Source organism: Streptomyces alkaliphilus (assembly GCF_014141535.1).
In the GTDB taxonomy this organism is placed as follows: Bacteria; Actinomycetota; Actinomycetes; order Streptomycetales; family Streptomycetaceae; genus Streptomyces; species Streptomyces alkaliphilus.
Map to the genome: position 1 here is coordinate 1 of NZ_VKHT01000065.1, position 10,942 is coordinate 10,942.

The 10,942-nt window shown below is 69.8% G+C and carries 8 protein-coding genes and 1 pseudogene; 4 read left to right on the top strand and 5 right to left on the bottom strand.

Translation table 11 applies throughout. The features are described from left to right. Nucleotides 1-579 precede the first annotated feature (579 nt). From FNQ90_RS04185 to FNQ90_RS04195, 3 genes are all read right to left on the bottom strand, one after another. A complete protein-coding gene (locus FNQ90_RS04185) occupies nucleotides 580-1,344 on the bottom strand; it encodes an SDR family oxidoreductase (RefSeq protein WP_182605020.1) in 765 nt (254 codons plus the stop codon). Between the two features lie 1,284 nt (nucleotides 1,345-2,628). Then, nucleotides 2,629-3,972 carry an NADP-specific glutamate dehydrogenase gene (gdhA, locus tag FNQ90_RS04190; protein ID WP_182605021.1) on the bottom strand — a complete coding sequence of 448 codons (1,344 nt, stop codon included), beginning with the start codon at nucleotides 3,970-3,972 and terminating at the stop codon, nucleotides 2,629-2,631. A gap of 282 nt (nucleotides 3,973-4,254) precedes the next feature. Further along, the gene (locus FNQ90_RS04195; protein ID WP_182605022.1) at nucleotides 4,255-4,998 is read right to left on the bottom strand and encodes a DUF4389 domain-containing protein; all 744 of its coding nucleotides are present in this window, start codon (nucleotides 4,996-4,998) and stop codon (nucleotides 4,255-4,257) included. 245 nt (nucleotides 4,999-5,243) lie between these two features. Here FNQ90_RS04195 and FNQ90_RS28365 point away from each other — a divergent pair. Continuing rightward, nucleotides 5,244-5,588, top strand: a pseudogene (locus tag FNQ90_RS28365) (HAD family hydrolase); the annotation flags it as partial. A gap of 74 nt (nucleotides 5,589-5,662) precedes the next feature. After that, nucleotides 5,663-5,995, top strand: a complete 333-nt coding sequence (locus tag FNQ90_RS28370) for an HAD family hydrolase (RefSeq protein WP_323379769.1) — start codon at nucleotides 5,663-5,665, stop codon at nucleotides 5,993-5,995. 29 nt (nucleotides 5,996-6,024) lie between these two features. Here FNQ90_RS28370 and FNQ90_RS04205 read toward each other — a convergent pair whose 3' ends face one another. Both FNQ90_RS04205 and FNQ90_RS04210 read right to left on the bottom strand, forming a co-directional pair. Continuing rightward, nucleotides 6,025-8,427 carry a glycoside hydrolase family 65 protein gene (locus FNQ90_RS04205; RefSeq protein WP_182605023.1) on the bottom strand — a complete coding sequence of 801 codons (2,403 nt, stop codon included), beginning with the start codon at nucleotides 8,425-8,427 and terminating at the stop codon, nucleotides 6,025-6,027. Nucleotides 8,428-8,505: 78 nt separating this feature from the next. Beyond that, complete coding sequence (locus FNQ90_RS04210) at nucleotides 8,506-9,501, bottom strand: Acg family FMN-binding oxidoreductase (RefSeq protein WP_182605024.1); 996 nt, start codon at nucleotides 9,499-9,501, stop codon at nucleotides 8,506-8,508. Nucleotides 9,502-9,760: 259 nt separating this feature from the next. Here FNQ90_RS04210 and FNQ90_RS04215 point away from each other — a divergent pair, with 259 nt between their 5' ends. Together FNQ90_RS04215 and FNQ90_RS04220 are read left to right on the top strand one after the other, a co-directional pair. After that, a complete protein-coding gene (locus FNQ90_RS04215; RefSeq protein WP_182605025.1) occupies nucleotides 9,761-10,141 on the top strand; it encodes a hypothetical protein in 381 nt (126 codons plus the stop codon). Between the two features lie 76 nt (nucleotides 10,142-10,217). Continuing rightward, on the top strand, nucleotides 10,218-10,942 hold a 725-nt coding region (locus FNQ90_RS04220), incomplete at its 3' end, for an alcohol dehydrogenase catalytic domain-containing protein (protein WP_182605026.1).

Sequence of the window (10,942 nt, forward strand, 5' to 3'; positions counted from 1 at the left end):
CCCCGACACGGAACCCCGCACCGCAGACCCCACCCGGGTGGACCGACACCCACCCGGTGCTCTTCCGCGCGGGTAGAGGCCTGGACGAAGCCGGACGGGTCGCGGCCGCCATCGAGGACCGCCAACGCCTTCTGGACACCGTCACGCGGTATCCGGGTCCCGACCACCCCCACGTCCTGGTCGCCCGGAACAACCTCGCCTGCCGGGGTGGTGTCCCACGTGAACGGCGGGGTGCACCATCGCCTCGTCTCACGCCCGGTTCCGCGCGGGGTGTCCGCCGACGCACAGGGGGCACATCGTGGGGGCGGTGGGTGACGTCGTGCCGGGACGTGGGACGCGGGCACGGCCTTGAGAAGCGCCGCGTCCACCCGGTTCCCCGACCACCGGGCTTTCGACGGGGCCACCGGGGTGGGTCACGAAGAGGGGACGACGCACCGGGGGTCCCGAGGCGGGACTCGGCACGGGATTCCCTCACGTGGCGGTTTGTCGTATCAACGGGAGGCATCCACCGCTGCCCGGGAGTCGGGTTGGTGTAGCAACTGCCCCCACCCGGTTCGGGGGCTGTCGCCTGAGGTCACGTCACAGGTGCGATCCTCCGGACGCGTCGATGCACTGACCCGTGATCCATCGCGAGGCATCGGATGCGAGAAAGGACACGATGTCGGCGACATCCCGGGTGTCGCCGAGCCGGTCGAAAACAGACCACGAGGCGAGCTTTGCCGCCGCTTCGGGAGTGCGACGCTTGGCCGCGTTCATGTCCGTCTCGACGAATCCGGGAGCGATGGCGTTAACGGTGATGCCCCGGTGGCCGACTTCCTTGGCCAGAGCAAGTGTGAAGGTGTTCACCGCGCCCTTGCTCATCGAGTAGACGACCGACTCCGGGTACGCGATGCGGGTGGCCGCTGACGAGACATTGATGACGCGGCCGCCCTCTCGCATCCGCCTGAGTCCCAGCTGGGTGACGAATAACAGGGCCTTGACGTTCACGTCGAAGATGCGGTCGAAGAGCGCGGGCGTCACCTCGTCGATGCGCGCGGATCCGCTGACTCCTGCGTTGCCGACCAGGATGTCGAGGCCGGGGGCCGCTCCCTGCTCGGCCACTGCGGCGTCGAAACGGGCGTACAGCCTCTCGACGTCCCCCGTGGTTCCCAGCTCGGTGCGGATGCCGAAGGCACGTCCACCCCCGTCCCTGATCGTCGCCAGCGTCTCGGCGGCCGCGGCCTCATTGGTGCCGTAGTGGACAGCGACCAGGGCACCCTCACGCGCCAGTCGCAGCGCGATGCTCCTGCCGATACCCCGGCCGGCACCGGTGACCAGTGCCGTTTTCCCCTCCAACCCGCCCATGACCCTTCCCCCCTGAAGCCGGAACGCCAGCATGTGAAAATATACCGAACGGACGGTTCTTTACAACAACTTCGAGGACCTCACCGCACGGTGTCCCACGGTGCGTACCGGCACCGTGCGGAGCAGGGCCCGGAGTCCGCCCCTTCGTGTGCGGCGAGGAGGCGCAGGCCCCGAGGATGCTGCCCACGGAAGCACGGAGCCGGGGGTGGCGGCCCTCGACCCGGTCCGGAGGAGGTGGCGGGAGGAGGTGGCGCGGGACGGGCGGAGCCGGAGAATCCGAGGCCGACCGCGCACCACCGCTGCGTCCGGACCCGCTCTCCTCGCCGCGTACCGCGACGACGATCCCGCCGAGCGTGTCCGTGTACGCCCCTCCCGCGTGGGCCCCCCTCGTGGGAGGGGCGGCAGTCGGTTCTGCGAGGAGGCGTGGGGAAGCACGGAACCCCACCCCGCCCGGTTACCCGGCAGCGGACAGGGGGCGGGAGCGCGCTTTTCCGCCGGGCCCGGCACCGAGCCGCTGCTCCACGGCGCGCAGTCCCGTTCGGCACGCATCCCACCCGGGTCGTCTCCGTGTGACCTGTTGACCGTTGATCCGGCACGACCTCCACCGGCGTGCGGTGGAAGCGGGCCCATCCGTTGCTCCCCGCACCGGCGGCGCGGCGGGGATGAACGTGGACACGACCATCGGCGACTCACTGTCGGCCGGGCCGGCGATACGGAAGGCACCGCCGGTGGCCACGAACCACTCCCGGTCGGCAGCCTTCACCTGCCGGGGCCCCTCTCCCCGGACCTCCTCACCCTCCAAGACCCCCGGGAACGAGCGGGAGGAAACGACGGGAACAGGGGCGGGGTACGGGATCAGGCGTTCCGGCCGGGAGCGCAGAGGTACTCGTGGGCCTCGCCCCCGGAGCCCAGGTCGACGGTGACCCGGTCCCGGACGGCTTCGAGGCCACCGGTGTCACCACGGGACCGGGCATCCGCGGCAACTGTCCGAACGACGGGGCGGAGAGCGATGCGACGCACCTCGGATCCCGACGGCGACCGGGCGGGATCGGTCCACGGGGTCGACCGAGCCACCCGGTCGCGCCCGGGGCCCTTTGCAAACACCGGGCAAGGACACCCGGGCTCCGGTGGGCCGCCCGGACATTCCAGCGACTCGCTGTACCCGTCACCTGTGATGCGGTCCACCGTTCGGAGAGGCGATCAACACCGGGGTGGGCCGCACAGCCTCCGTACCCGGCCCACCGGACACGACATCACGGTGGGCCGGGTACGGACGGTGGGTGTTCAGATGAGTCCCTGGGCCACCATCGCGTCGGCCACGAGCTCGAATCCGGCGATGTTGGCCCCGACCCGGTAGTCCCCCGGGTGCCCGTAGCGTTGAGCCGTTTCGAAACAGGTGTCATGAACGTGCCTCATGATCTCCTCGAGTCGCTGCTCGGTGTACTCGAAGGTCCAGGAGTCACGGGAAGCGTTCTGCTGCATTTCCAGCGCGCTGGTGGCCACCCCACCGGCATTGGCCGCCTTCCCCGGAGCGAAGAGCACCCCGGCTTCCCTGAGCAGTTCGACAGCCCCAGGAGTGGTCGGCATGTTGGCGCCCTCGGCCACCGCCAGGACACCGTTGCGGATGAGCTCACCGGCGTCCCGGGCGGTCAGCTCGTTCTGCGTGGCGCAGGGAAGAGCCACCTCGCAGGGCACCTGCCATACCGGGGCATCGGCCACGAAACGAGCATCGGCACCGCGCCTTTCGGCGTATTCCTCGACCCGGCCACGGGCCTCGCGGACCTCCTTGAGAAGGTCGAGATCCAGGCCCTTGGGGTCGACGACATACCCCCGGGAATCCGAACAGGCGACAACGACCGCGCCCAGGTCCCGGGCCTTCTCGATCGCGTGCAGGGCCACGTTCCCCGCGCCGGAGACGACCACCCGCTTGCCGTCCAAGGAATCACCCCGGGTGGAGAGCATCTGTTGGGTGAAGACGACCAGCCCGTAACCGGTGGCCTCCGGACGCCCCGGAGCACCGCCCCAGCCGATGCCCTTACCGGTCAGGACGCCGGACTCGAAACGGTTGGTGATACGGCGGTACTGACCGAAGAGATAACCGATCTCGCGGGTACCGACACCGATGTCCCCAGCCGGAATGTCCGTGTACTCCCCCAAATGGCGGTACAACTCGGTCATGAAGGATTGACAAAAACGCATGACCTCCGCCTCGGAACGTCCCTTGGGATCGAAGTCACTACCACCCTTGGCCCCACCGATGGGCTTACCGGTCAAAGCATTCTTCAGAGTCTGCTCGAAACCGAGGAACTTGACGATACCGAGATTGACCGAAGGATGGAAACGCAACCCCCCCTTATACGGCCCGATAGCACTATTGAACTCCACACGGAAGCCACGGTTGACGTGGACCCTGCCCCGGTCGTCGGCCCAGGGGACTCGGAAGACGATCTGGCGTTCCGGCTCGCACAGTCGCTCCACGACGGCGGTGTCCGCGTAGTGGGGGTGACGGTCGAGGACCGGTTGCAGGGTCTCCAGCACCTCGCGCACGGCTTGGTGGAATTCCTTCTCACCCGGGTTGCGGCGCAGGACAGCGGCGTACAGCGATTCGATCCGACTCGGCGGCTCCATTCGGTGAAGTATAGAAGGCGTACCGCGGGGCGCCCGGGAAGGGGGTCCGGCGTCCGTGGTTGCCCTTGGCTCCTCCCGGTTCCGGGGGCCGGATCCGCCAGGCGTGGTGGACCGATGTACGGCACGATGTCGGCGGTCGGGACCGGGGGTCGAGAACCGGGTGTGTCCCGGGTCGGCCGATGGCCGCCCGGGATCGGGGCGCCCGGGAGAACCGAGGGTCCGACCGGCCGGGAGCGGGACGGAGGCGATCGGAGTCGCCGGTGTCATATCCGGTGGGCCTGCTCACCCGGCTCCCGGAGATCGCCGGTCGGTGGCCCCGGATACCTCACCCATCTCGTGTCCCGGGCCCGGGAGGGTGGTCGGTTCCTCAGGTCCGGGTTCACGGGGCCCTTGATCCAAGCGGTAGGGCGGGTGGGCATCGGTCATGAGGGCCACGTAGGCCGCGACCCTCAGAACCCACCGGTTGAGACCGATGATCAGGTCGAACAGGCCTCGTGGATAGACGGCGGTGAAGGCGACGGCGATGATCGCGAAGAACGCGAGCAGGGTGATGAGGCCCGGCGGGGAGAACTGTTCCCCACCGCTCGGCGGGGCCGTCAGGATTCCCACCACGAGGTAGTGGGGGATGGCCAGCAGCCACCACTTGACCAGCACCAGACCGCGTGAGAGCCGCTCGGGGAATTCGATGGTCAGGCGTGCGGGGTACTCGGGTCGGACGCCGAGGGAGAAGGGAGGGTAGCGGTCGGTCGCGAAGGCGCCGGTGGTGTAGTAGGCGACTCTCCAGGTCCATCGGAGGACTCCGAGGTTGAAGTCGAAGAGGGGGCGGGGGTAGCGGGTGGTGAACAGGATGGCGAAGAAGGCGATCACGGTCACGACCACGAAAGCGGTCCACAAGAAGGCCAACAGGAAGTAGTGCGGGATCAGCAGCAGCCACTTGACGAGCCACAGCCAGCGGGAGAGTGACTCGTCGGGGTCGGCCTCCACTCGCACGGGAAAGGCAGGGGGATTTTTCGCTGTTGCCTGCATGTGCTCCGCTCCTGCCGGTGAGGGGCACCGATGGGGGCGTGGGAACGCGGCCTCGTTCGGCGCGCTCCCTCCGGGTCGCCGGTGCCGGGTTTCCGTGTCCCGGCCGGGGTGGGGCCGAGCCGGTTCCGGGTGTCCTCTCCGCCGCCGGCGAAACAAGGGGGTCACTGATGCGCGGAGTCCTCCGGGGTCTGTGTGCGCACCGGTCGGGGCGGGTACCCGGGCCCGGGGTGAGGAGGTCGATACGGATGACGGTGGTCATCGATCCCCGGCGCTACGACGCGGTGCTCTTCGACCTCGATGGTGTGGTCACCGATACCGCCTCGGTGCACGCCGGTGCGTGGCGCCGCCTTTTCGACGAATATCTGGCGCGGCGTGCCGGAGAGGGAGATCGGAACGGGAGTCCGCGGGGGTTTTCCGAGGAGGACTACCACCGTTGTCTGGACGGTGTGTCCCGGTACGACGGGATGGAGCGGTTCCTGGCCTCGCGGGGTATCCGGCTGCCCCGGGGCGCTCCGGGGGACGGGGAGGACGCGGAGACCGTGTGTGGGCTCGGCAATCGGAAGGACCGGTGGTTGCGCGGGGAACTGGCACGGCGGGGGGTGGCCGTTTTCGACACCACTGTGGCGTTGGTGCGCGAAATCCGGCGGGCCGGCCGGGGGTGGCGGTGTTCTCCGCCAGTCGTCACTGCGGCGAGGTACTCGATGCGGCGGGCCTCGGGGATCTGTTCCCGGTGCGGATCGACGGGGTGGTGGCCGAGCGTCTTGGTTTGGCGGGCAAACCGGACCCGGCGATGTTGCTGGAGGCCGCGCGTCTTCTGGGCGCGTCTCCCGGGCGGTGTGTGGTCGTGGAGGACGCGGAGGCGGGCGTGGAGGCGGGAAGACGGGGTGGTTTCGCCCTGGTGATCGGGGTGGACCGATCCGACCACGGGAGAGCGCTGTTGCGGTGCGGCGCCGATGTGGTGGTCGGGGACCTCTCGGAGGTCCGAATCGATGGATGACCTCGTGGCGCGGGTGGGAGTGCCCGCTGTCACAGCGGGAAGCGGACGGTTGCGCCGGGACGCAGTTCGGCCGTTTGCCCCCGGCAGATGACACGAACGGGTTGGTGGGAGCCGTCGGTCGAGCCGACCTCGACCCGGTCGCCGTTGATGCGCAACCGCAGGAAGTGTTCGCGATAGCGGAGATTGATCTCCAGGGTCCCCAGGGCTTCGGGCCAGAAGGGGTTGAGCGCGAGGTGGCCGCCGCGGGTTTCCAGGCCGGAGAAACACCGTTGGAGCAGGTCGACGCTTCCCGCCATGGCCCCCAGGTGGACGCCCTCGGCAGTGGTGCCGCCCTGGATGTCGACGATGTCCGACTCCAGGGCCCGGAAGAAGAAGTCGACTGCGCGTTCCCGGTGGGCGCGGGCCAGGACCCAGGCGTGTACGACGGCGCTGAGCGTGGAGCCGTGGGAGGTTCGGGCGAGGTAGTGGTCGATGGTGCGGGGGATGGTGTCGGGGTCGAGTGGATAGCCGAGGCGGGCCATGAGGGGGAGCAGTTCGTCCGCCGTCAGGAGGTGGAAGAGCATCAGGGCGTCCGCCTGTTTGGATGCCCTGTAGCGGTTCACGGTGTCGCCCTCGGCCTCCAGGATCCGCTCCAGGCGGTGGATGTCGCCGTAGCGGCTCCGGTACGCCTCCCAGTCCAGTTCGGCGAGTTCGCCGTAGCCCTCGAACTGGGAGATGACACCTTCGTGGAAGGGGATGAACATCCGATGGGTGATGTCCTTCCAACGGGCTCTCTCGGTGGGGTCCAGGCGCAGTCGTTCGGAGAGTTCTCCGCGTTCGCGGGCGGGTAGCGCCGCGTATGCCTCCATCGCCCACGACAGTGCCCGGACGGCCATGACGTTGGTGTAGGCGTTGTTGTCGATGCCCCCTGACTCCGCTCCGGGGTAGCCGGTGTGGAACTCGTCGGGACCCATCACGCCGCGGATGACGTACCGATCGTGGTCGGGGTCGAGGACGGCGAGGTCTCCCCAGAACCGGGCGATTTCCAGGAGCATCTCCGCGCCGTGGTGGATGAGGAACTCGCGGTCGCCGGTCACCTGGTGGTATTGCCACACGTTGTGGGCGATGGCGAGGCCGATGTGGTGCTGGCGAGCGCTGGTGTCGGGCAGCCAGCGGCCGGAGCGGGGGTTGAGGTGGAACTGTTGGCTTTCCTCCCGACCGTCGCTGCCGGACTGCCAGGGGTACATGGCCCCGATGTGTCCGGCGCGGCGAGCCGCTGCCCGGGCCTCGTCCAGGCGACGGTGACGGTAGCGCAGCAGGGCCCGGGTGAGGTCTGGCAGCCGGAGATTCAGGATGGGGAAGACGAGGAGTTCGTCCCAGAAGACGTGGCCCCGGTACGCCTCACCGTGCAGACCCCGGGCGGGAACCCCGACGTCCAGGTCGGCGGAGTGGGGAGAGATCGTCTGCAGAAGGTGCAGCAGGTGCAGCAGAACGATGCGCCGGGTGTCGGGGTGACCTTCCACCGTGATCCGGAAACGTTCCCACAGGTGTCGCCACGCCTGTTCGTGGTCGGCCAACAGATCGTCGAGGTGTCGGTCCCCGGCCAGTCCGCGGAGTGCCTCGTCGGCCGGGGAGGAGATCGCGTGGTCCCGCCCGGTGACCACGGTCACGGTCTTCTCCAGGGTGACCGGGCGGCCCGGGGTGGCTTCCGCGGTGAGATCGAGGGCGATGCGATCGGGGGCGCTGCGCAGTCGGATGGTCGCGGGGATGGGCTCGGAACCCTGTACCAGTGCGGTGCGGGCCGCCATCGCCAAGGGAATGGCCGACCGGTTGGTCCTCATCTCCAGTAGGACGCAGTCGGGGGCCGGCCCGCTGGTGCCCACCGGTTCCAGGTGGGTGTCGGCGAGGTCGCGGTAGCGTTCGACGAGGGTGTTGCGAACCCGACCGTCGAGCTCGGAGCGGAACCGCAGGCGCCCCGACCAATTCTCGGGTGTGATCACGACCTCCTGGAAGCAGAGGTGGTGGTGACGCATGTGCACCAGGCGGCGTTGGGTGACGGTGGTGACCCGGTTTCGGTCGTCCCGGTAGCGCAGATGTCGGGTGAGGACGGCTCGGCGCAGGTCCAGGGTCTGATGGTGTTCGAGGAGGTGAACGGTGTCGATGTCGAACCACGGTCCGTCGTCGATCCGGAAGGTGACGGCGGGCCAGTGCGGGAGATTGACCAGGCACTCGTTCTCCACCGTGCGGCCGGCGACTCGGGAGGCCAGCCGGTTGTACACGCCGGCGACGTAGGTGCCCGGGTAGTGGGCGCCGCCGGGCCGGGCCTCCGGGGGAGCTCCCCGGGTGGCGAGGTACCCGTTACCCACGGTGCACAGCGCCTCCCGGAGGGGCTCGTCGGCGGGGTCGTACCCCTCGTAGCGCAGCAGCCATTCGTCGTCGGGGCGTCCCGTCACCGGTCACCCACCCTCTCTCGGGGTCGAAGGGGAGTGTTGTCCGTTGTCCGGCGTCGCCGGGCGGGATGGCCCGGTCGATCACCCGGTGATGTCCAGCACCTCCTCGATGCGACGGCGCGGCGTCACCGGGCCGAGGGGGCCGTGCCCCAGCCGGAGCACCATCTGCACGGTTCCGTCCCCGGGAAGGGAATCGGAGATCTCCCGGCGCAGGTCGGGCCATTCCAGGGGGTGGGTGACCGGGAGGGCGGAGAGGCCCTCCCGGGTGGCCCGCAGCAGCACCCGTTCCATCGCCTGTCCCGCCCTCAGCCAGTGAAGGGGGGCGTCCTCGGGCATCGTCAGGAGGGCGAGACGGGGGTTCTCCTCGAAGCCGGTGGTTCCCAACGGCGCGGTGACGCGTCCGGCCGCGTAGTCCCGCAGGGGTGCCCCTCCGGCGGTGGGTCGGGGGCCGAAGGCGTAGTCGGGTATGCCGTCGGCCTCCGTCCCGGTGACGGAGGTCCGGGGACGGGTCCAGCGCAGCAGTTCCTCCCGTCGTCCGGGGTCGGCCGCGTTGCGGTGCTCCGCCAGGGCCGAGAGGCGCAGCACCAGATCGCGTTCGGGTGCGTCCGCGAAGACGAGAGCCGCTCCTTCCGCGGACGCCTCGGTTCGCAGGAGGGTTCGCGCGTCCTGCGGGATGTCGGTGTCCCAGAAGGGGTAGCGGCTGGTGTGGCGTTCGAAGAGGGCCGGGTGCAGGTCCCCGGGGGTGCCGTCGCTTTCCCGTCCGTTGACGGGGCTTTCCCCCGATGTGAGACGGACCCGGGCGAGCAGGTCGGGGTCCTCGGGATGGGGCAGGAGGGAGACCTCCGGGCGCAGACCGCGGGCGACCGCCGCCACCCTGAGGTTGAACAGCGCGGCCCCGCACCCCATGTGCAGTTCGCGGGCATCCGGGTCCATGTGCGGCAGGCCGCGTTCACGGTCCGCGCGGAGGGCGAACTCCCGCCCCGATCGCGAGTAGGCGAAACGCCATGGTTGGGCGTTGTAGAGGGAGGGTGCCAAAGACGCCTCCCGGACCATGGCTTCCGCGATCGTGTCCTTCATGGCGGCCCGCCCGGGTGGATCGGCAGGCGCCCGCTGCCGGGCACCGTCGTACGTGTCCATCGTGCCCCGGCCCGTGGGGACCCGCGACCCGGAGGCCCTCCCCGGGGTGGGGTCGCGGGAGGGGGAAACCCGACGCAGCATGGGAGGCGGGGTGACGGTGGCCGGAGCACCCTTCGGAAGCGGTGGGCCGGCGGGACTGCGTACCGGTGGCCCGGCGAGCCGGTCGTGTCCCTCCTCGGGAGTGGTGGGAGGTGGTGCCGTGATCCGGGTGGTGGCGGTTTTCCTGCTGTTCGCCCATGGCCTGGTGCATTTCGCGATATGGGGGTCGCGAAGCGACCCCGAACGTCCCCCGCCGTTCCGCCCCGACCGTTCCGCGCCGCTGTCGGCTGTCGGGGTGCCCGAGGGCGCCGTTCATCGGATGGCGGTGACCCTGGCGGTGGTGACGGGGTTGTTGAACTGGTTGGCCGCGGTGTGGTTGGCCGTGGGGTCCGACCGGTGGGCCGGCGCCGCGGTGGGGGCCGCGGTGTGCGGACCGGTGCTGAAGACGGCCTGGTTCAACCCCTGGCTGTCCGCGGGGGTCCTTCTGGATCTCGGTCTCCTGGTGGCCGTGGCCCAACGGTGGCCGGCGGCCCTGGGGTGACAGCGATGCCGGGGGGTGGCAAGCACAACGGGAGTGGACCGACACACGGGCGAATCGATGAAGGCGGGTGAAAGAGATGCGAGCTCTGGTGTATCACGGGCCGGGTGAGTCCTCCTGGACCACCGTGCCCGATCCCGATGTCCGGGATCCCGGTGACGCCGTGGTGCGGGTGGATGTCACCACCATCTGCGGCACCGATCTGCACATCCTCAAGGGGGATGTGCCGGAGGTGGAGCCGGGCCGCGTTCTCGGTCACGAGGCCGTGGGAGAGGTGGTGGAGACGGGACCGGAGGTGCGGACGGTCCGGCCCGGGGACCGGGTGCTGGTCTCCTGCATCAGCGCGTGCGGGCGGTGTCGGTACTGCCGCGAGGCCGCCTACGGGCAGTGTCGGGGTGGTGGTGGGTGGGTGCTGGGACACACCATCGACGGCACCCAGGCCGAGTTCGTCCGCGTTCCCTTCGCCGATCTTTCCCTCCACCCCTTGCCGGGCGCGGTGCGCTCGGAGGACGCGGTGTTGCTCTCGGACATCCACCCCACCGCGTACGAGGTGGGGGTCCTCAAGGGAGGAGTGGCTCCGGGGGACACGGTGGTCGTGGTCGGTGCCGGACCCATCGGGCTGGCGGCGATCGTCGCGGCCGGGCTGTTCTCCTCAGGACGCGTCGTCGTCGTGGACCCGGCGGCGGGTCGGCTGCGGGCGGCCCGGGAGGTGGGAGCCGACGTGGTGGCCGATGCCGCGGAGGAGCCGGAGCGACTGATCGACGACGTGACCGGGGGGATGGGGGCGGACGTGGCGATCGAGGC